Below are 21401 nucleotides of genomic sequence, written 5' to 3' on the forward strand. Positions count from 1 at the left end.
GGCTTACTCCGTCGATTCAGAAAAGGTGTGGCCGGGTCCGAGCGCCGCAGCGGGGTCGAACACGTGCTGCGCGACGCGGGCCTTGTGGAAGGCCTCGTCGCCCCAGGTCGCGTCCAGTGCCCAGACGCGCTTGGCGAAAATCTGCAGGTCCATGTCCCACGTGTAGCCCATGGCACCGTGGACCTGGATGCCGTTGCGGCAGGCCAGGCGCGCCGCATCGGCCGCCACCAGCTTGGCGTGGGACACGTGGACGTCGCGCAGGTCTTCGCGCTCGGCCTGCGCATAGGCGGCGCGGTAGGTCACCGGCTTGGCGAACTCCAGCTCGACCGCCACGTTGGCGATCAGGTGCTTGACCGCCTGGAAGCTGCCCACGGGCTTGCCGAACTGCTTGCGCTGCGCGGTGTAGTCGACCGACAGGTCGATGAGGCGCTGCGTCAATCCGTTCATCTGCCCGGCCACGGCCAGGGCCCCGCGGTTCAGCGCGTCGGCCCACAGGCGCTGGCCGAGCTCGGCATCCGCAATGCAGCTGGCGCGGCTGGGCGTCCACTCGACATGGAACAGCCGGCGCGAGGCGTCGATGCTGCGCCGCGGGCTCATGCGCACGTCCTCGCGGTGTACCGCATGGACTTCGTGCCCGTGCGCGAGCAGCAGCAGATCGGCCACATGCGCGTCGGCCACCAGCGGGTTGACCGGATGCCCGATCGCCAGGCGGACCTCGCCCGCCGCGATGCGCGGGAGCCAGCGCTCGCGCTCCGGTGAATCCGGCCCCAGCGCGTCGATCAGCGAAGCGGCCAGCCAGGCGGTCTCGAACAAGCCGTCGGAGCCGCCGTAGTAGCCGATGACCTGCGTCATCAGCGACCAGGCATCGTCGCCGCAGCCCAGCCCGCCGAAGCGTTCCGGCACGGACATGCCCAGCATGCCCTGCGCGGTCACGCGGGCCCACATCTCGGACGAGCGCCCGGTCGGCGTGTCCCACAGTTCGCGCGCCAGCTCGGGCGTGGCTTCTTTCATGAAGAAGCTGCACATGGCTTCGCCGAACTCGCGCTGGTCATCGGTGAAATGAAAGTACATCGCGGTGTCCTCAGGAGCGCGGCATGCCGAGCATGCGTTCGGCAATGATGTTTCGCTGGATTTCGTTGGCGCCCGCGTAGATCGTTCCGGCCTGCGCATGCAGGAAGCCGTTGAGCCAGTGGCCCACCACGCCGGGCTCGCGCACCGGCGGCAGCAGTTCGGCCTCCGGGCCGAGGATGCGCAGGGCGGTCTCGTACATCCGCAGGTCCAGCTCGGACCAGAAGATCTTGTTGGTGCTCGACTCGGGGCCGATGCTGCCGCCGTTGTCCAGGCGGCTGGCCGTGCGGTAGGTCGCCAGGGTGTAGGCCTCGGCATCCATCCAGGCGCGCAGCACGGCGTTGCGGATCGCCGGGTCGCGATCGGCCGACGCACGGTGGCGGTGGTACAGCGCCACCAGTGCGCGTGCCGTCGCCTGGAAGCGTGCCGGCGAGCGCAGCATCAGCCCGCGCTCGAAGCCCGCCGTGGCCATGGCGACGTGCCATCCCGCGCCCTCTTCCGCAATGCGGTTGGCCACCGGCACCCTGACGTTGTCGAAGAACACGTCGGCAAAGCCGGCCTCGCCGTTGAGCTGGCGGATCGGTTGCACGGTCACGCCCGGTGCGTTCAGCGGCAGCAGCAGGAAGGTCAGCCCGTGGTGGCGCTGCGAATCGGGGTCGCTGCGAAACAGGCCGAACAGCCAGTCGGCCCACACCGCGCGGGACGACCAGGTCTTCTGGCCGTTGATGACATAGAAGTCGCCGTCGCGCACGGCGCTGGCCTTGATGGCGGCCATGTCCGAACCGGCGTTGGGCTCGGACCAGCCCTGCGCCCAGATGTCGTCGCCGGCGGCCATGCGCGGCAGGAAGCGCGCCTTCTGCTCGGCGCTGCCGAAGTCGATCAGCGTGGGGCCGAGCAGGAAGATGCCGTTCTGGTTGACGCGCAGGGGCGCCTGCGCGCGCCAGTACTCCTCTTCGAAGATCAGCCACTCGATGAGGTCGCAACCGCGCCCGCCGAGCTCGACGGGCCAGGTCACCATGCTCCAGCGGCCCGCGTTGAGCGTGCGCTCCCAGGCGCGGTGCTGCGCGAAGCCTTCGGCCGTGTCGAAGCTGGCCAGCGATTCCTTCGGGACGTGGGCCTCCAGCCAGGCGCGGACCTCGGCGCGGAACCGGCGCTGCTTTTCCGTGTAGTGCAGATGCATGGAACGCCTCAGGCCTTCGCGTCAACGTTCACGTCGACGTTCTTCGCATCGAAGCTCGCGTCGCGCTTGGCGACGAAGGCCTCGCGGCCTTCCTGCGAGTCCGGACTCATGTAGGCCTCGAAGGTGAAGCCTTGCTCCCAGCGGTACTTGTCCTCGAGGTTGCCGTCCTCGATGCCGTTGAGCGACTCCTTGGCCAGGCGGATCATGGTGGCGCTCTTGGCCGCGATCTTGCGGCCGATGTCCAGCGCCGCCTCCCGCAGTTGCGCACGCGGCACCACGCGCTCGACGGCGCCCAGGCGAAAGGCTTCCGACGCATCGATGGCCTCGCCGGTGAAGTACATGTGGCGCACCTTCTGCACCGGGAACAGGCGCTGCAGGTGGGCCCCGCCGCCCATCGCGCCGCGGTCCACTTCTGGCACGCCGAAGGTGGCGCAGTCCGACGCGACGACGATGTCCGCCGCCCCCGAAATGCCGATGCCGCCGCCCAGCACGAAACCGTGCACCGCCACGATCACCGGCACGCGGCAACGGTGGATGGCCCGGAAGGTCGCGTAGTTGCCGGCGTTGACCGAGGCAATGCGCGCAGGGTGTGCCGCCAGTTCCTTGATGTCCACGCCGGCGCAGAAGCCGCGCCCTTCGGCGCGCAGCACGATGACGCGCACCTCGGGGTCGCTGCCCAGGCGGTCGATGCGCGCAGCCAGCGCGTGCCAGCCCGCACTGGGCAGGGCATTGACCGGCGGGTGATCGATCACCAGTTCCGCCACGCCGGCGTCGATGGTGCTTTTCACAGAGTTTTCGATGTCGTTCGTCATGAGAGGGTCTCCTGCGTTCTTGTCAGCGCGGCGATCGCGTCCAGCCGCGCATGGGCCTGGGCGACCAGCTCCTCGATCACCTCGGCGCAGCTCTTGAGCTCGCCGATCGCGGCGGCCACCTGGCCGCTGGGCAGCACGCCCTCGTCGGGCCGCCCGTCCACGATGGAGCGCTGGATCAGCATGGGCGCGTTGGCGGCCATCAGCGTCTGCGCCACGCTCATGCCGTCCTCGCGCAGCGCGCTCGCGGCGGTGCGCAGCATGTGGCCGGTGCTCATGCCGGTCTGCGCCTTCCATTTCCAGGCGCACTGCAGCGCCACCAGCACGCGCTTGAGTCCGCTGTCGGCTTCGAGCCGCAGCAGGTAGGCGTTGTCGATGTGGCGCTGCGGCATGCCGTCCACCGCGTGCGACACGCGGATGTGGGCCACGTCGTTCACCGCCACGTAGTGCTGCTTCGTCGCATCGGGCACCGGCGAGTCGCGGGTCATCAGGAAGCGCGTGCCCATGGCGATGCCGACCGCGCCATAGCCCAGCGCCGCCGCCAGGCCCCGTCCGTCGTGAAACCCGCCGGCCGCGACCACGGGCACCCGGACGGCATCGAGCACCTGCGGCAGCAGGATGGACGTCGGCACATTGCCGGTATGGCCGCCGCCCTCGCCGCCCTGGATGGTGACGATGTCGGCGCCCAGCTCGACGGCCTTCAGCGCATGCTTGAGCGCGCCGACCGTCGGCATGCACAGCACCCCGGCCTCCTTGAAGCGGCGGATGGTCGCCTTGTCCGGCCCGCGCCCGTAGCTCACGGCGCGGATGCGCTCGCTGTACTTGACCACGAGGTCGATGGCCTGGGCGGCATTGGATTGCCACATGTGGAAGTTCAGGCCGAAGGGCTTGTCGGTCAGCGCCATGACCTTGCGGATTTCATCCTCCAGCTTGTCGGGCTCGATGGTGACGCCGGCCAGGAAGCCGAAGCCGCCCGCATTGCAGGTCGCAGCAACCAGCCGGGCATCGGCCACCCACCCCATCGCCGTCTGCACGATCGGATAGCGGCAACCCAGCAGGTCGCACAGTTCGGTCTTGAGGGCCCGGCTCATGCAGCCGCTCCCATGCCGGCGGCGGGCGACGCCGCGCGCTGAAAGCCGACGCTCATGAACGCACTCCGGGCGGGTTGTCCTTGAGAACACCGGCGCGCAGGTCGTGCGGGTCGAGCTGGCGGATCAAGGCCATCTGCTCGTCGGTCGGCGCGGGCGTGACGCCCAGGTCTTTGGCACGCAGCAGGGGAAAGCCCGTGGCGGCCTGCACCTGCTCGAAGCTGACACCGGGATGCAGCGACCTCACCACGATGGCGTGGTCGGGGCCGGAGAAATCCATCACGCACAGGTCGGTGACGATCAGGCGCAGGTCCACCGCATCGCGGTTCATGCCGGGCAGCCAGCGCGCGGGGTTGTAGCCGACGCTGCCGACCACATCGACCTCGCCGGCGACGAAGACACGGGCGCTGTGCACCGGCACGAACATCGAATTGGCGTGGTTGATGCTGTTGCCCGGAAAGCCGCGCGAACCCAGCATCTGCACCTTGGGCTTGTGGAAGTCGCCCAGGCAGGAAATGTTGGCCTGGCCCCAGCGGTCGATCTGGGTCGGGCCGACCAGCGCGTGGCGCTTGCCGCTCCAGACGCAGTCGAAGACCCGCGCGTAGGTCATCGTGCCGGAGAAGCGGGGCTTCCAGTCGCCGCGCGGACCGAGCGGGACGGGCTCCTCGACCAGGTAGGCCTCGCCGTCGGTCATCAGCAGTTCCGGCGAATGGGTGAGCTTGGCCACGCCCAGCGCGATGCGCGGCAGCGTGCCGATGCCCGAGCCGAGCAGCTCGCCGTTGCCGCGCCACGCTTCGGATGCCGCGCTGATCAGCAATTCGGCCAAGGTGAAAGAAGAAGTCTGGCTCATCTCAAGGTCCTGTCTTCGCATCAGAAAATCGGCATCGGCAAGGCGCCGATGCGTTGCACGCCGCCCACGGCCGACTGGTAGGCGGCCTCGTCGCCGCGCAGGAACTGTTCGCCGTAGGCGCTCCAGCCGTTGGCTTCGCTCGCGCTGGCGACGTACTGCTTCAGGTGCGCCATGTCCCAGCCGTAGCGCGGCGCGCAGGAGGTGGGGTGCGCGCCGAAGGGCGCATGGATGACGTGGGTGACCAGGTTGCGCTCGAAGAGGTTGGCCTTGGCGTCCTCGGGGCGCGCGATGTCCAGCCGGTCGTGGATCTCCTCGCAGCTGACGATGGTCTTTGTCGCCGCCCGCGCGAACAGGTCGTCGAAGAAGGGGTCCGGCCCATGGATGTGGGTGTTGCCCAGCCGATCGGCGGTGTCGACATGCAGCAGGGCCAGGTCCAGCGTCAGCGCCGGCATGGCCAGCAGCACCTCGCCGTCGGCATACGGCGACTGGACCGTCTTGAACGACGGGTTGTAGGTCAGGATGTCGCTGCCCAGGCCCACGCGCGTCGGCAGGAAAGGCACCCGCATGCCTGCGGCGCGCAGCCCCCAGTGCAGCAGGCCTTCGTCCAGCTCGCAGACTTCCAGCACGCCCGCCTCGCGGGCCTTGCGAAAGTACGGCTCCAGCGGAATCGCATCGAGCGTCACGAAGCCGTAGACCAGCTTGCGGACCTTGCCGGCGGCGCACAGCATGCCGACCTCCGGGCCACCATAGGCCACGACCGTGAGGTCCTTGACCGGGGACTTCAACAACTCGCGCACCACCGCCATCGGCTTGCGGCGCGGGCCCCATCCGCCAATGCCCACCGTCATGCCGTCTCGCAGATGCGAAGCGACCGCATCCAACCCCAACTGCTTGTTCATCCTTGGCTCCTTGAATCTGTGCGTCGATTCTGTGGAGCCCCCTTGCGGGACACATCGTCCGATGAGACTACGCGCGTGTGCGAAGTCCTTCGAGCCGGCCCGTAGTCTCATCGGACGATGCCCGCCGTGCAGGGCGCGAACCAGAATGGACGCGGTTCATTGACAGACTGACGGAGAGACCGGGTTCATGACGGAAGCACTTCTTGCACGTGTCGATCGGCTGGAATCCATCGAGGAGATTCGATTCCTCGTGTCCAAGTATTCGTTGTCCCTGGACATGCGCGACGTGGATGCCCATGTCGGACTGTTCGCACCGGACATCCGCGTGAGCCGCGACAAGGTGGGCCGCGCGCACCTGAAGGCCTGGGTCGACCAGACCCTGCGCCAGCAGTTCAGCGGCACCTCGCACCACCTGGGCGGGCACGTGATCGAGTTCACCAGCCCCGACCGCGCGCACGGTGTCGTGTACTCGAAGAACGAGCACGAGGCCGGCGGCGACTGGGTCATCATGCAGATGCTGTATTGGGACGACTACGAACGCATCGACGGCCGCTGGCTGTTTCGCCGGCGCCTGCCTTGCTACTGGTACGCCACCGACCTCAACAAGCCGCCCATCGGCGAACGCAAGATGCGCTGGCCTGGACGCGAACCCTACGAAGGCAGCTGGCATGCGCTGTGGCCCAGCTGGAAGGACTTCTGGGCCCAGCCCCCGGGCGCTGAAACGGCCGAGGTGGCAACGCCTGCGCCGCTGGAACAATTCCTGGCGACCATGCGCCGCGGAGCACCGGAACCGAAGATCCGCGTGCGCTAGGACCCGCACCATGACGCCAACCATCGACCCGTTGTTCGAACCGCTTCAGTTGGGCGCCATCGCGCTGTCCAACCGCATCGTCATGGCGCCCATGACGCGCAGCCGTGCCGCCGAAGGCGACGTGCCGACGGACCTGCATGTCGCGTACTACCGCCAGCGCGCCACGGCGGGCCTCATCGTCACCGAAGGCGTGCAGCCCAGCGCCGCCGGCAAGGGCTACTGCCGCACGCCGGGACTGCACACGCCGCAGCAGGTCGCGGCCTGGCGACGGGTGACGTCGGCGGTGCATGCGGAGGGCGGCCGCATCGTGGCCCAGCTCATGCACGCCGGCCGCATCGCCAGCCACCACAACAAGCAGGCCGACACCGTCGCGCCGTCGGCGGTGCGGGCGAGCGGCAAGATCTTCACCGACGCGGTCGGCCCGGCCGGGTTCGACATGCCGCGTCCGCTGCGCCTGGACGAGATTCCCGGCGTGATCCGGGAGTACGCCCAGGCGGCCGTGCTGGCACGGGAGGCAGGCTTCGACGGTGTGGAGCTGCATGGCACCAGCGGCTACCTGCCCATGCAGTTCCTGGCCACCAACACCAACCTGCGCGAGGACGCCTACGGCGGCAGCGCCGAGAACCGCCGCCGCTTCATGGTCGAGGTGCTGCAGGCCATGTCCGCGGCCATCGGCGCGGACCGCGTCGGGCTGCGCATCCGCCCGGCGAGTCCCTACAACGACGTGACGGACGCCGCGCCCCTTGAAACCTACAGCGGCCTGCTGGACGCGGTCTCGCCGCTGAAGCTGGCCTACCTGCACATCATGCGTTCGCCCCTGCCGACGCTGGATGCCTTCGCGATGGCACGCCGGCATTTCGCCGGGCCGCTGATCCTCAACGACGGGTTCGATGGCGGCGACGCTCGCCAGGCCTTGCGGGCGGGGCAAGGCGAAGCGGTTTCCTTCGGCCGGCACTTCATCGCCAATCCCGACCTGGTGCGTCGCCTGCGCGAGAACGCCGCGCTGGCGGACTTCGACCCGAAGACCCTCTACACGCCCGGCACCGCCGGCTATACGGACTATCCCTGCCTGCCTTGAGCAAGCAGGCCGCCGGGCGCGGCGCCGGGCTGAAAAAAGCTGCGAATCCTAGTCCGATTGAACGATGTTGCAGCAGGGGCGCTCGCCACAATGGAGCCATCCTGCGATGGTCGGTTGCAGGGCTTCACGCCCCCTTCGCCCTCGCGATTGCGCGCCCCTTCCAAGACACTCTTCCTCGCCATCATGTCCCTGCTGCCACCGATTCCCACCATTCCCCGTGCCTTCGCGCAGACCGTCTCGCGCCATCCGGATCACAGTGCCATCGAAGACCGGGGCGTGCGCACCAGCTATGCCGAACTGGACCGCATGGTGCTGGCCGCCAGCCGCGCCCTAATGGCCTGGGGCATCGCGCCCGGCGAGCGCGTGGCCATCTGGGCGCCCAATTGCCGCGAGTGGATCGTCGCCGCGCTGGGCATCCTCGGCGTGGGCGCGGTGGTGGTGCCGGTGAACACCCGCATGAAGGGCCTGGAGGTCGGCTATGTCCTGGAGAAAAGCGGCGCGCGCCTGCTGCTGTCCACGGGCGACTTCCTGGGCACCCACTACCCCGACCTGCTGGCGGGCCACCTGCCGGCGTCGCTGGAGAAGCTCCTGGTCATTCACGGCGCGAAAGAAGGCGACACCGGCTGGCAGGACTTCATCGCCCGCGGCGAGTCGGTGAGCGAGGCCGCCGCGCGGGAACGGGCCCTGTCGGTCACGCCCGAGATGGTCTCCGACGTGATCTTCACCTCGGGCACCACCGGCCACCCCAAGGGCGTCAAGTGCGGGCACGGGCAGAACCTGCGCACCATGGACGACTGGTCGCAGGTCATGGGCCTGGTGCCGCAGGACCGCTACCTGATGGTCAACCCCTTCTTCCATTCGATGGGCTACAAGTCGGGCTGGATGGTCGGCATCATGAACGGCCTGACGCTGATGCCGATCGCCGTGTTCGATGCGGGCGAGGTGCTGCGCACGATCGCGCGCGACAAGGTCAGCGTGCTGCCCGGGCCGCCGACGATCTACTACAGCATGCAGAGCCACCCGGATTTCGCGGCCACCGACCTGTCCAGCCTGCGCGCCGCCATCACCGGCTCCACCTCCACGCCGCCCTCGCTGATCGAGTCGATGCGGCGCGACTTCGGTTTCAAGACCGTGCTCACCGGCTACGGCCTGAGCGAGTGCTGCGGCACGGCCGCGCTGAGTGCACCCGACGACGATGCGCACACCGTGGCCACCACGGCAGGGCGCGCCATCCGCGACGTCGAGATCAAGATCGTCGACACCGACGGCCGGACCCAGCCGCCGGACCAACCGGGCGAGGTGCTGATCCGCGGCTACAACGTCATGCTGGGTTACCTCGACGACGAGGGCGCCACGCGACAGGCCATCGATGCCGATGGCTGGCTGCATTCGGGCGACATCGGCACACTCGATGCGCACGGCTACCTGCGCATCACCGACCGGGTCAAGGACGTCTACATCGCCGGCGGCTTCAACTGCTACCCCGCCGAGATCGAGCGCCTGGCCAGCCGGCATCCGGCGGTGTCGCAGATCGCGGTGATCGGCGTGCCCGACGAACGCATGGGCGAAGTCGGCCGCGCCTTCGTCGTCAGAAAGCCCGGCGTGCCGCTCGAATCCGGCGAGTTCGTCACCTGGTGCCGCGCCCACATGGCCAACTACAAGGTGCCGCAGTTCATCGACTTCGTCGACACGTTGCCGACCAATGCCAGCGGCAAGGTGCTCAAGCGCGAACTGCGCAAGCTGCCGGTGGCCAGCGGCCACTGAGACGCCGTCGGTCGGCGAATGCCCAGGCGCAACACCGGCCCCCGAGGCCGCCCACTCTCCCCTTCCCGAGCCCCTTCATGACAACCTCCGCATTCCCCTCCGGCGTCACCCTGGTCATCGGCGGCAGCGGCGGCATCGGCCGCAGCATCTGCCGCGAATTCGCGCGCGCCGGCAGCGATGTCGCCCTGACTTACTTCTCCCGTGAATCAGCGGCGCAGCAGACCGCCGACGAGGTCCGGGCGCAAGACCGCAGCGCCAGCGTGCACCGGCTGGACACGGCCGATGGCGCGGCCATCGCGGCGCTGATCGACACGGTCGCGCAGCAGCATGGCCGCATCCACACCATCGTCTTCAGCGCGGCCGCGGTGACCGAGCAGGTCTACATTTCCCGGATCACGCGCGACCAGTGGCAGCGCGCCCTGACCGAAGAGGTGTCGGGCTTCTTCAACACCGTGCAGGCGGCCCTGCCGCGCTTTCGGGCCTGGGGCGGCGGTTCCTTCGTGCACATCGGCTCGGCCGGCGAGGTGGTCTGGCCGGCGCGGGACGGCCTGTCGGTCATCCCCAAGGCCGCGAACGAGGCGGTGGTGCGCGGCGTGGCGCGTGAAGAGGGACGCTTCAACATCCGGGCCAACTCGGTGCTGGTCGGTGTCATCGACGCGGGCATGCACCTGGAGCTGCAACGGCGCGGCGTTTTCGATGCACAGTGGGAACGCAACACGATCGATGCGGTGCCGCTCAAGCGCATCGGCAAGGCCGAGGACATCGCCCATGCCGCGGTGTTCCTGGCCTCGGACCGCGCCAGCTACATCACCGGCCACCAGCTCCCGGTGGCCGGTGGCTTCGGTGTCTGAGCACGGCCGGGGCTTCGAACCACACCCCAACGAAGAGACAGAGAGAGCGAGTACGACATGAATCCGAATCAAGAGCTTGCAGGCAAGGTGGTGCTGGTCACCGGTGGCGCGCAGGGTGTGGGCCGGGGCATCAGCCAGCGCTTCATGGACGCCGGCGCCACGGTGGTGGTCTGCGGCCGCAAGACGCCCGCCTCGCTGCCGCAGTCGGACGGCCGCAGCGCGCAGTTCCACACCTGCGATGTGGTCGATACCGATGCCACGGCAGCGCTGGTCGCGGCCATCGTCGCGGACCACGGGCGGCTCGACGTGCTGGTGAACAACGCGGGCGGCACGCCCTTTGCCTATGCCAGCGATGGGTCGCCGCGCTTTCACCAGTCTATCCTGCGGCTGAACCTGATGGCGCCGCTGACGCTGGCGATCCAGGCCAATGCCGTGATGCAGCAACAGGCCGAAGGCGGCGTCATCGAGTTCATCGGCAGCGTCGCCGCCACGCGTGCGCAGCCGGGCACCGCGACCTACGCCGCGGCCAAGGCCGGCATCCTCAGCCTGACCAGTTCGCTGGCCATCGAATGGGCGCCCAAGGTACGGGTCGTGGCGGTCAGCCCCGGGCTGGTCGAGACGGAACAGTCGGCACTGCATTACGGCGATGCCGCCGGCATCGCCGCCGTTGCGGCGACCATCCCGGCGCAGCGCCTGGCGCAACCGCAGGACATCGGCGATGCCTGCGTCTTCCTTGCCGGCCCACGCGCGAGCTATGTCTCGGGCACGAGCCTGCTGGTGCATGGCGGCGGCGAACGGCCGGGCTTCCTGACGGCCGCCAACGTCAACCAGGGCTGAGCGAACCCCCGTCGACTTCACGCACCGCGAGCAGTCGATGACTGCCTGCGGTGCGTGAAGCGGCGCATGCGTGAACGAGCCCTGCGGCCGTTGCGTCTTTGCGCCCTTTCGTCTTCGCGCGTGCAAGGCGATCGCTGCCAGTCACTCCTAGTCCCGATGGACGATGCATGCACCGGTTGCGCCCGGAAGAATGGCCCACACCAGCATCAACCAGTACGTGACGGAGACCCAGTGACTGAAGCCTATCTTGTCGACGCCTTGCGCACCCCCACGGGCAAACGCCGTGGTGCGCTGTCCGGTGTTCACCCCGCCGACCTCGGCGCCCATGTCCTCAAGGCGCTGGTCGAGCGCAACGCCGTGCCGGCGGAAGACTACGAAGACGTGATCTTCGGCTGCGTCGATGCGGTCGGGCCCAATGCCGGCGTCATCAGCCGCACCTCGTGGCTGGCCGCCGGCCTGCCGATGCATGTGCCCGGCACCGTGATCGACCGAGCCTGCGGTTCGTCGCAGCAGGCGTTGCACTTCGCGGCCCAGGCCGTGATGAGCGGCACGCAGGACGTCGTCGCCGTCGGCGGCGTGCAGAACATGAGCATGGTGCCCATCGCCTACGCCATGAGCGCGGGCCAGGCGCTCGGCTACCCTGATCCCTTCTCGGGAAGCCAGGGCTGGACGGCCCGCTTCGGCAACCAGCCGGTCAACCAGTTCTATGCGGCGCAGATCATTGCCGACAAGTGGAAGTGTTCGCGCGAGGACATGGAGGTCTACGCGCTGGAAAGCCATGCGCGCGCGCGCCGTGCCATCGCCGAAGGCCGCTTCACGCGCGAGATCGTGCCGCTCGCCGGCCTCGCCATGGACGAGACGGCGCGGGAGACCTCGCTCGAAAAGATGGCGACGCTGGAGCCGGTCGCGCCCGAGTACCCGGGCATCACCGCCGGCGTGTCGAGCCAGACCTGCGACGGCGCAGCGGCCCTGCTGGTCGTGTCCGAGCGCGCCCTGAAACGCTACGGCCTCACGCCGCGCGCGCGCATCCACCACATGAGCGTGCTGGCCGACGACCCCATCTGGCACCTCACCGCGCCCATCCCGGCAACGGCCGCGGCCATGAAGAAGTGCGGCCTGCGGCTGGAGGACATCGACCGCGTCGAGATCAACGAAGCCTTCGCGTCGGTGGTCATGGCCTGGCACAAGGAGACCGGCTACCCGGCGGAGCGCACCAACGTGAACGGCGGCGCCATCGCGCTGGGCCATCCGTTGGGCGCGACCGGCGCCAAGCTGATGACCACGCTGCTGCACGAACTCGAGCGCAGCAGCGGCCGCTACGGGCTGCAGGTCATGTGCGAAGGCGGCGGGCAGGCCAACGTCACCATCATCGAACGCCTGGGTTGAGGAGTCCCCTGCCATGAAGATTTGCGAACAGCGAACCGTCATCATCACGGGCGCCGGCGGCGGCCTGGGCCGTGCCTACGCATTGGCCTTTGCCGAGGCCGGCGCCCAGGTCGTGGTCAACGACATCCGCCTCGATGCGGCACAAGAAGTTGCCGACACCATCGCGGCGGCCGGCGGCCAGGCACTGGCCAACGGCGGCGACATCGTCACGATGCGGGGCGCGCAGGACATCGTCGCGCAGGCCATCGCGCGCTTCGGCGACGTGCACGTCCTCGTCAACAACGCCGGCAACCTGCGCGACCGCATGTTCGTCAGCATGGACGACGAAGACTGGGACGAGGTCATGCGCGTTCACCTGCGCGGCCACTTCTGCCTGTCCAACACGCTGGCGCGCCACTGGCGAGACCGCAAGAAGGCCGGCGCGTCGGTGGACGCTCGCATCATCAACACCAGCTCGGGCGCAGGCCTGCAGGGCTCGGTGGGCCAGTCGAACTACAGCTGCGCCAAGGCCGGCATTGCCGCACTGACGCTGGTGCAGGCGGCCGAGCTGCGGCGCTACGACATCAGCGTCAACGCCCTGGCACCGGCGGCCCGCACCGCCATGACCCAGAGCACGCAGGCGATGGCCGCCAGGGTGCAGGTCCCCACCGACGACAGCTTCGACTTCTGGGACCCGGCCAACGTCGCCTCGCTGGTGGTGTTCCTGGGCAGCCCGCTGTCCGCGCACATCACGGGACGCGTCTTCGAAGCCTCCGGCGGGCAGGTGTCGCTGTCCGACGGCTGGCGCGTGGGCGCGCTGCGCGACAAGGGCGCGCGCTGGGACCCGGCCGAACTCGGGCCGGTGATCGACGCGCTGATCGCCGAGGCTGCAACGCCGCAACCGGTGTACGGCGCATGAGCGCCGTGCCGGGCCACCCCAAACAAGCTCGCACTGCAGTGCGAAGCACGAAGGTACGCCAATGAGCGGCTATGTCGACTTCAGCCTGAGCGCGGACCAACGCATGATCCGCGACGCCGCCGCTGACTTCCTGGCGGCGCAAAGCCCGTCGGGTGCCGTGCGCCAGGCCATGGAATCCGAACGCGGCTTCGATCCCGCGCTGTGGACGCGCATGGGCGTGGAAATGGGCTGGTGTGCCCTGCCGATCGCCGAGGCCTGCGGCGGCCTGGCGCTGTCCTGGGTCGAGGTGGCGCTGCTGCTCGAACAGATGGGCCGCCGCCTGGTCTGCTCGCCGTACTTCGCCACCGTGTGCCTGGCCGCGACCGCGCTGCAGGAGAGCGGCAACGCCACCGCCTGCGCCGCGTGGCTGCCGCGCATCGCGGACGGCACCCTGCGCGCCACGCTGGCCTTCGGCGAAACCGGCATCGGCTGGGACCCTGCGCGTGTGACCGCCATCGCCCGGCGCACGGACAGCGGCTTCGTGCTGGAGGGAAGCTTCCGCCACGTGCCCGACGGCGCGCAGGCCGAGGTCCTGCTGGTCCCGGCCTTGCTCGACCAGTCACCTGCGCTGTTCGCCGTGCCGGCCGGCACGCCCGGCCTGCGCGCCACGGAACACCGCGGCATGGACCTGACACGCCGCACCGCCGAAGTGGTGCTGCCCGAAGTCCAGCTGCCGCCCGAGGCCCTCGTCGCCGAGGGGGGCCGGGCCGCCACGGCGCTGCAACGCACCGAGGCGCTGGCAGCCATCGCGCTGGCCGCCGAGCAACTGGGCGGCGCGCAGCAATGCCTGGACCTCACGCTGGCCTATGTCGCCGAACGCGTTCAGTTCGGTCGCACGCTCGCCTCGTTCCAGGCGGTCAAGCACCGCTGCGCCGAGATGATGGTGCGCATCGAGTCGACCCGCTCCGCCGTGACCGGCGCGGCGCGTGCGGCCTCCGAAGCGGATGTGACGACCGCCGAACTCCTGCTGGAAGCGGCGTGCGCCAAGTCCTTTGCGTCCGACGCCTTTTTCTTTTGTGCGCAGGAAGCCATCCAGCTGCACGGCGGCGTCGGCTTCACCTGGGAATACGACCCGCAGCTGTACTTCAAGCGCGCACAGGCCGGCACCCAGTGGCTGGGCACCCCCGACCTCCTGCGCGAACGCGCGGCCGCCGCCTTGCTGGGCGACGCCCAACACCTTTCTTGCACACCATGACCCTTGCAACGACCGACACCGACGAGGCGTTCCGCGCCGAAGTGGCGCAATGGATGCAGACCCACCTCGTGGGCCGCTTCGCGTGCCTGCGCCATCGCGGCGGCCCCGGCGACGAAGACGCCTACCCCGCGCTGCGCAAGGCGTGGGAACAACTGCTGGCCGCCGGCCGCTGGACCTGCATCGGCTGGCCGCGCGCGCATGGCGGGCGCGAACTCTCCGTCGCGCGCCAGATCATCTTTCACGAAGAGTACGCACGCGCCGGTGGCCCCGGCCGCATGGGGCACCTGGGCGAAACCTTGCTGGGGCCGACCCTCATCGCCCATGGCAGCGCCGAGCAGCAGCGCCGCTTCCTGCCCGGCATCGTGGCCGGCACCGACTACTGGTGCCAGGGCTATTCCGAACCGGGTGCGGGGTCCGACCTGGCCAATGTGCAGACCCGCGCCCGGCTGGACGCCGACACCGGCGAGTGGGTGATCGACGGGCAGAAAGTCTGGACCTCGCTGGCGCAGGACTCGCAATGGATCTTCGTGCTGGCGCGCTGCGAGGCCGGCTCGCGCGGGCACTCGGGCCTGGTCTTCCTGCTGGTCGCACTGGACCAGCCCGGCGTCGAAGTCCGCCCGATCCGGCAGATCACCGGCACGTGCGAATTCAACGAGGTGTTCTTCGACGGTGCGCGCACGCCGGCGGCCCACGCCGTGGGCGCACCGGGCGAAGGCTGGAAAGTGGCGATGGCCCTGCTGGGCTTCGAGCGCGGCCTGTCGTGGATCGACCAGCAGATGCACTTCGAGCACCAGCTGGCCCTGGTGTGCGACGCGGCCCGCGCCACCGGCGCCGACCAGGTGCCTGCGCTGCGCGCGCGCATCGGCCACGCGGCACTGGGCCTGAAGGTGATGCACTACAACACGCTGCGCACGATGTCCGCACAGTTGAGCGGCGAGCTCTCGCGCGAGGCCTACATCAACAAGCACTACTGGTCGCACTGGCACCGCGACCTCGGCAAGCTGGCCATGGACGTGCTCGGCCTGGAAGGCGACATCCTCCTGGACGACTTCTCGCGCACGCGCCTGCAGCAGATCTTTCTGTTCAGCCGCTCGGACACCATCGTCGCCGGCACCAGCGAGATCCAGCTCAACATCATTGCCGAACGCGCCCTGGGCATGCCCAAGGAACCGCGCCCGGCACGCTGAGGCCGGCCACCGGTTTCCGCACTCTCCGTTCACGCCCCATCCACAGCAGGAGCCCTCGTGGTCCCCCTTTCTCCTCCCCCCTACCCCACCACAGCGCACGGCCTTGCCAAGGGCAAGTCCGTGCTGATCACCGCAGCGGCCGGCGCTGGCATCGGCTACGCGGCGGCGCGCCGCTTCGCCGAAGAAGGCTGCCGCGCGCTGATGATCTCGGACATCCATCCGCGCCGGCTCGAGGAAGCCGCTGAAAAATTGCGCGCCGAGACCGGCCACGCCCACATCCACACCCAGTTGTGCGACGTGACGCAGGAAGACCAGGTGCAGGCCCTGGTCGCGGCAGCCGAAGACAAGCTCGGCGGCACCGATGTGCTGATCAACAACGCAGGCCTGGGCGGCTCCCGGCGCGTGGTCGACATGAGCGACTCCGAATGGCTGCAGGTGCTGGACGTCACGCTGACCGGCACCTTCCGAATGACCCGCGCCATGCTGGGGCCCATGCAGGCCCGCCGCGCCGGCGCCATCGTCAACAACGCCTCGGTGATCGGCTGGCGTGCGCAGAAGGAACAGGCGCACTACGCCGCCGCCAAGGCCGGCGTGATGGCACTCACACGCTGCAGCGCGCTCGAGGCCGCTGAATATGGTGTCCGCATCAACGCCATCGCGCCGAGCATCGCCATGCACGATTTCCTGCGCAAGGTGGCGCCGGCGGACATGCTGGAAATGCTGGCACAGAAAGAAGCGTTCGGCCGCCCTGCAGAGGTCTGGGAGATGGCCAACGTCATGGTCTTCCTGGCCAGCGACTACGCCAGCTACCTGGTCGGCGAAGTCCTCTCCGCGAGCAGCCAACATGCATGAAGCCCAAGGCCTGAACCCTTCCGGCGAGGTATCGCCGCCACGCCCCGTCTTCGCCTCGGCGCAGGCGCTGGTCGCGGCGGCGGGCCACCCCCTGGGATGCAGCGACTGGCTGCGCATCACTCAGGAACGCATCGACCAGTTCGCTGCCGCCACCGGCGACCACCAGTGGATCCACGTCGACCCGCAGCGGGCCGCCGCCGGACCGTACGGCGCCACCATTGCGCACGGCTACCTGACCCTGTCGCTGGCAAACCTCTTCATGCCGCAGATCCTGCAGGTCGACATGCGCATGGGCCTGAACTACGGCAGCGACCGTGTGCGCTTTCCCGCGCCGGTGCGGGTGGGCTCGCGCCTGCGCGGCAACGGGAAGATGCTCACCGTCACGCCGCTCGGGGATGGCGGCGTGCAGTGCGTCATCCAGGTCACCGTCGAGCTTGAAGGCAGCGAGCGGCCGGCCTGCGTCGTGGACAGCCTCAACCGCTACTACTTCTGAGGCCCCCACGCCCATGATCGTGCCCGGCGTTCGCGAGGAGACAGGGGGCGTTGCCGGATGAACCCCGGCACCGGAAACGCCCCCGCGGTCAAACAGCCGCACCCCGTTCCGTGTTTCAAGCGACGGTAGATCGAGGCCCCCATGAACACCCTCCACGAACAAGCCCACCCCCTGCTGGACGATCGTTTTGGCGAAACCTTTCGAACTACATCGGAACGGCAGGCGCCTGTAAAATTTTCACCTTCGCTCGCCCTGATTCGTACCAACCGAGGCTTGAAAGTGGAAGAAAACGACAAGCCTGTGCAGGCGCCGGTGGGCACGGGCGCTGCCATTCCTCTTTCGCTGTCGGAATTCAGCGAACTGGTGCGCCTGGTCTATCACGGCTCGACCGAAACCGTGCCCTGGCAGAGTCTGCTCAGCGAGGTCGGGCGCCTGCTGGACGCCAACTGGGTCACCCTGGTCCTTCGCCGGCCGGTCATCGACCGCTACGGGCTGGTGCTGGTCTGGAAGCAGGGATTTCCGGTCCGCATCGCCACCGCCTACGACCAGTACGCCTGCGCCATCGACCCCTTCGTGAACCTGCCGCTGGACCGCGTGCTCAGCCTCGACGAAGTGATCAACGAGGCCGACCTCAAGGCCTGCGAGTTCTACAAGCAGTTCCTGGAGCCGGAGAACATCGGCCAGATGCTGGGCTTCGACTTCCATGCCTCCGGGAACGCCCAGCCTCACACCTTGCCCCACGACGGCGGCATCCTGGATTGCCACTTCCGGATCTGCCGCCCGGACACGCAGACGCGCTTCTCGAACACCGACCGCGAACTGCTCAAGATCCTGCTGCCGCACCTGAAGCTCGCGGTGCATCTGCACTCGCAGGGCGACGTGCTGGAGACCGAACGCGAGCTCTACGCGGGCACGGTCGACCGCATGCAGCTGGGCATGGTGATCCTGGACGAGGCCGGCAAGCTCCTGAAGATGACGACGATCGCCTCCGAGATCCTCAAGGAGAACGACGGCCTCGGGATGTCGCAAGGCGCCATCAAGGCCGACTACCGCCAGGGGGACCGCGAGCTGCAGCAACTGATCACCGAGGCGCTGTCGACCGCGACCAAGTGGAAGCCCGCCGTGGCCGCGGCCCTGGCCATCACCCGGCCGTCAGGTCGCGCCAAGCTCGGCGTGATCGTGCGCGCGATCCCGCTGAACGCCTGGTCCGAAGGCAAGCGCCGCCCCTCGGTCGCCGTGATGATCCGCGACCCGGAGCGCAAGTCCGAGGCCTCGCACGAGATCATGCGCAACCTCTTCGACCTCACGCCGGCCGAGGCCGCGCTGGCGATGCAGCTGGCCAACGGCCAGACGCTGGAAGAGGCCTCCGAAGAACTCGGCATCCGCAAGAACACCGCGCGCGCGCATCTGCGCTCCATCTTCTCGAAGACCGGCGTGACCCGACAGACCATGCTGGTGCGGTTGATTCTCAGCAGCTTGTCGATGGGATGAAACGCCGCGCCCCTGGCGCGGCCCCCTCAGATCAATCACGCTCCTCGTAGTAGCGGCGGTGCTGCTCACGCTCCCATTGCCGGCGACGCCATTCACGGCGCTCCGCGCGGCGCTCTTCCCAGCGTTGCGCGCGACGCTCCTCCCAACGAGATCCAGGCTCGTAGTAGACAGGTGCCGGGCTGGAGTAGACCGGCTGGGCAGGCTGGTAGTAGGTCGGGGCCGGCCTCGAGTAGACAGGCGCCGGCTCGTAGTACACCGGGGCGGGCTCGCTCACGACCACGCCGGGCAGGTTGACACCGATGGACCAACTGGTGCCCGCATTGGCCGATGCGGCGGCGAACAAGGCTGCGGCAGCAACGAGACCTGCGGCGCCCAGCTTCAGAGCGGTTCGGGGGAAAGTCATTTCATCTCCTGGAGGGCAAGAAATCGCCCTGATGCACCACCAACGCCTGGCCTTGCGGCGCCGCGTACATCGCCACGATGAAGAACGTTCCCAAATGTCACGCTGCCAACTGACCGAGAGGGGGTTGGCCGGAACCTGCTTCGAATGCTTGTCGAGTTCGGGAGGCGGGAGAAAGTGCAGACAGGGCTGGCGCTGCGCACCACTCAGCCCGTGGGAATTGACCGATTTTTCAAAGCCAAAGAAAAACGGGTCAGAGCTTGTGGCCCTGACCCGTTGATCTAACTACTGTTTTTGGTCGGTGTGAAAGGATTCGAACCTTCTACCCCTTGCACCCCATGGAATTATTTTGCGGATTTCACTGGATTCCATCGGACTTCCTCGGAGACATAAAGTCTTTTAAAATCAAATACTTGCGGAGACTTTTGTTCCTAGAGCATCTAATCGGGTACATTTCAATCCGAAGATTTTTAGGGCACGATTAGGGCACGGAATGGCAAAGCTAACAGTTCGAGCGATAGACACGGCACGGCCCAAGGGCAAGCCGTACAAACTCACGGTGGATACGGGGCTCTACATCCGGGTAGCGCTCGACGGGGAAAAGCGTTGGCTTATCAAGTACGTCGTGGACGGCAAACAGCGCGAAGCACGCCTTCCGAAGCCCTACGGAAATAGCGGCGCAGGATTCATGACGCTAAGTGCAGCGACCGCCGAAAACGCGAGGATTCAGGCACTGGCTCGTGATGGCATCGATTTTCAGGTGCAAGCGGCCGAAGCCAAAGATGCAGCAGCGCTCGAAGCCAAGCGAACGAAGGTACTGGATGCGAGCGTGCAAGAAATGTTCGACGCTTGGTTGGCCGATGGCGTAACGCGCAAGGATGGCAACTCAGAGCTGCGTCGCTCATTCGAGAAGGATGTGCTGCCGAGCATCGGCAGCAAGCGCGTGAAAGACGTGACTGAACATCATCTTCGCGCCCTGCTCCGGGCGATGGTGCAACGTGGCGTGGCTCGCATGACTACACGCGTCTACAACGATCTGGTCCAGATGTTTTCTTGGGCTGAAAAGCGTCAGCCGTGGCGCACCTTGATGATCGAAGGCAACCCAGCCAATCTGCTCGAAATCGATCGCATCCTGCCGCTCGGCTCAACGGCGAACGCCGAGCGTAGCCGCATCTTTTCGCCTGATGAGATTCGAGAACTGCGCGATATTTTTTCCACAATGGACGCGGTCTACGAATCAGCACCGGATAAGAGAGCGGCGTCAAAACCACTCAAGACTGAGACAAGAATCGCAATGTGGTTGTGTCTAGCCACTGCCTGCCGCATTGGCGAGCTACTCCAAGCCAAGTGGGAACATCTCGATCTCAACGCCGGTATGTGGCGGATTCCCGTGGAAAACACCAAAAAGACAAATGGAGAGCAGCAAGATCACATCGTCTACCTGTCCGACTTTGCAAGTCGGCAATTCAAATCCCTCTACGAGATCACAGGCGAGGATTCGAAGTGGTGCTTTCCGGCTCGCAGCGCAATCGCGGGCGAACAGCATGTGTGTGTCAAATCAACCTCAAAGCAAATTGGGGATCGACAGATGCAGTTCAAGAAGCGCAAGCCGCTGAAGAACCGCAAGAATGACAACTCCCTCGTGCTCGCCAAGGGAAAGACCGGTGAATGGACGCCGCATGATCTCCGTCGAACCGCTGCAACCCTCATGCAGTCACTGGGGGTGTCACTCGATGTCATCGACCGGTGCCAAAACCACGTCATTGCTGGGAGCAAAGTGCGACGTCATTACCTACACTATGACTACGCCAGTGAAAAGACAGAAGCCTGGAAGCAGCTTGGACAAAAGATCGAACTGATACTCTCCGAAACTGCCGCCTCATCTTCTAAAAAGGAGTATGGCGAATTGCTCCCAAGCTCCATCGATAAGCAAGCATTTTCGACAAGGGAGGCAACGGTCTAGACTCCAATCAGCTACGAATTCCGCGCTCCCCAAGTCGGAACCCAACTCATGCAGGGCCTCGCGCACGAGGCGCCGGCGCATCATCCAGCAGCCGCGTCAAGCACCTCTTACCTCGCTGCTTACTCCTACGCGCTCGAAGACTGGGACCGACACCAAGTGGCAATAAATTCGCGACTGCCATTGACGGCGCGTGAGTAGAGCCACTGCGGAGTCAACTTTTCGTGCAGCATTTTCCAAATTGGTTTGTGCGCGTGCACATGCT

The 21401-nt window shown here is 67.3% G+C and carries 20 protein-coding genes; 13 read left to right on the forward strand and 7 right to left on the reverse strand.

The annotated features are described in order from the left end of the window. Positions 1–3 precede the first annotated feature (3 nt). The 6 genes from CLU95_RS03995 to CLU95_RS04020 are packed head-to-tail and all read right to left on the reverse strand — an operon-like array spanning position 4 to position 5894. The gene (locus tag CLU95_RS03995) at positions 4–1071 is read right to left on the reverse strand and encodes an acyl-CoA dehydrogenase family protein (protein WP_099790648.1); all 1068 of its coding nucleotides are present in this window, start codon (positions 1069–1071) and stop codon (positions 4–6) included. A gap of 10 nt (positions 1072–1081) precedes the next feature. Next, positions 1082–2248: an acyl-CoA dehydrogenase family protein gene (locus CLU95_RS04000; protein ID WP_099790650.1), complete on the reverse strand. Its 1167-nt coding sequence runs from the start codon at positions 2246–2248 to the stop codon at positions 1082–1084. An 8-nt stretch (positions 2249–2256) separates the two neighbouring features. Continuing rightward, the gene (locus tag CLU95_RS04005) at positions 2257–3060 is read right to left on the reverse strand and encodes an enoyl-CoA hydratase family protein (RefSeq protein ID WP_180288533.1); all 804 of its coding nucleotides are present in this window, start codon (positions 3058–3060) and stop codon (positions 2257–2259) included. Continuing rightward, positions 3057–4148: an NAD(P)H-dependent flavin oxidoreductase gene (locus CLU95_RS04010; protein WP_099790652.1), complete on the reverse strand. Its 1092-nt coding sequence runs from the start codon at positions 4146–4148 to the stop codon at positions 3057–3059. Before CLU95_RS04010 ends, CLU95_RS04005 begins: the two co-directional genes overlap by 4 nt. A 52-nt stretch (positions 4149–4200) precedes the next feature. Continuing rightward, positions 4201–4995: a CoA-transferase subunit beta gene (locus tag CLU95_RS04015; protein WP_099790654.1), complete on the reverse strand. Its 795-nt coding sequence runs from the start codon at positions 4993–4995 to the stop codon at positions 4201–4203. Between the two features lie 20 nt (positions 4996–5015). Further along, entirely contained in the window at positions 5016–5894 is an 879-nt protein-coding gene (locus CLU95_RS04020) for a CoA transferase subunit A (RefSeq protein ID WP_099790656.1), read from the reverse strand. Positions 5895–6081: 187 nt separating this feature from the next. Here CLU95_RS04020 and CLU95_RS04025 point away from each other — a divergent pair, with 187 nt between their 5' ends. From CLU95_RS04025 to CLU95_RS04080, 12 genes are all read left to right on the forward strand, one after another. Then, positions 6082–6705, forward strand: coding sequence for a nuclear transport factor 2 family protein (locus CLU95_RS04025; RefSeq protein WP_099790658.1), 624 nt, complete (start codon positions 6082–6084; stop codon positions 6703–6705). A gap of 10 nt (positions 6706–6715) precedes the next feature. After that, entirely contained in the window at positions 6716–7783 is a 1068-nt protein-coding gene (locus CLU95_RS04030) for an alkene reductase (protein ID WP_218967427.1), read from the forward strand. Between the two features lie 183 nt (positions 7784–7966). Next, on the forward strand, positions 7967–9547 hold the full coding sequence (locus CLU95_RS04035) for a FadD3 family acyl-CoA ligase (protein WP_099797106.1): 1581 nt from the start codon (positions 7967–7969) through the stop codon (positions 9545–9547). Positions 9548–9624: 77 nt separating this feature from the next. Continuing rightward, positions 9625–10398, forward strand: a complete 774-nt coding sequence (locus CLU95_RS04040) for an SDR family NAD(P)-dependent oxidoreductase (protein ID WP_099790660.1) — start codon at positions 9625–9627, stop codon at positions 10396–10398. A gap of 57 nt (positions 10399–10455) precedes the next feature. Then, positions 10456–11235 carry an SDR family oxidoreductase gene (locus CLU95_RS04045; RefSeq protein ID WP_099790662.1) on the forward strand — a complete coding sequence of 260 codons (780 nt, stop codon included), beginning with the start codon at positions 10456–10458 and terminating at the stop codon, positions 11233–11235. 231 nt (positions 11236–11466) lie between these two features. Continuing rightward, entirely contained in the window at positions 11467–12621 is a 1155-nt protein-coding gene (locus tag CLU95_RS04050; protein WP_099790664.1) for an acetyl-CoA C-acetyltransferase, read from the forward strand. A gap of 13 nt (positions 12622–12634) precedes the next feature. Then, positions 12635–13519, forward strand: a complete 885-nt coding sequence (locus CLU95_RS04055; protein WP_099790666.1) for an SDR family oxidoreductase — start codon at positions 12635–12637, stop codon at positions 13517–13519. Between the two features lie 61 nt (positions 13520–13580). Then, on the forward strand, positions 13581–14753 hold the full coding sequence (locus tag CLU95_RS04060) for an acyl-CoA dehydrogenase family protein (RefSeq protein ID WP_099790668.1): 1173 nt from the start codon (positions 13581–13583) through the stop codon (positions 14751–14753). Next, positions 14750–15940 (forward strand): acyl-CoA dehydrogenase family protein, encoded by a 1191-nt coding sequence (locus tag CLU95_RS04065; protein ID WP_099790670.1) that lies wholly within the window; start codon positions 14750–14752, stop codon positions 15938–15940. Before CLU95_RS04060 ends, CLU95_RS04065 begins: the two co-directional genes overlap by 4 nt. Before the next feature lie 57 nt (positions 15941–15997). Further along, positions 15998–16792 (forward strand): SDR family oxidoreductase, encoded by a 795-nt coding sequence (locus tag CLU95_RS04070; RefSeq protein ID WP_099790672.1) that lies wholly within the window; start codon positions 15998–16000, stop codon positions 16790–16792. Then, positions 16785–17285: a MaoC family dehydratase gene (locus CLU95_RS04075; RefSeq protein WP_099790674.1), complete on the forward strand. Its 501-nt coding sequence runs from the start codon at positions 16785–16787 to the stop codon at positions 17283–17285. Before CLU95_RS04070 ends, CLU95_RS04075 begins: the two co-directional genes overlap by 8 nt. Positions 17286–17564: 279 nt before the next feature. Continuing rightward, positions 17565–18776, forward strand: a complete 1212-nt coding sequence (locus tag CLU95_RS04080; RefSeq protein ID WP_257214791.1) for a helix-turn-helix transcriptional regulator — start codon at positions 17565–17567, stop codon at positions 18774–18776. A 31-nt stretch (positions 18777–18807) separates the two neighbouring features. Here CLU95_RS04080 and CLU95_RS04085 read toward each other — a convergent pair whose 3' ends face one another. After that, on the reverse strand, positions 18808–19179 hold the full coding sequence (locus tag CLU95_RS04085; protein ID WP_099790678.1) for a hypothetical protein: 372 nt from the start codon (positions 19177–19179) through the stop codon (positions 18808–18810). Positions 19180–19669: 490 nt separating this feature from the next. On the opposite strand from CLU95_RS04085, the gene CLU95_RS04090 reads away from it, so the two are divergent. After that, on the forward strand, positions 19670–21139 hold the full coding sequence (locus tag CLU95_RS04090; protein ID WP_099790680.1) for a tyrosine-type recombinase/integrase: 1470 nt from the start codon (positions 19670–19672) through the stop codon (positions 21137–21139). Positions 21140–21401 lie beyond the last annotated feature (262 nt).

It is taken from the genome of Variovorax sp. 54, from assembly GCF_002754375.1.
Classification (GTDB): domain Bacteria; phylum Pseudomonadota; class Gammaproteobacteria; order Burkholderiales; family Burkholderiaceae_C; genus Variovorax.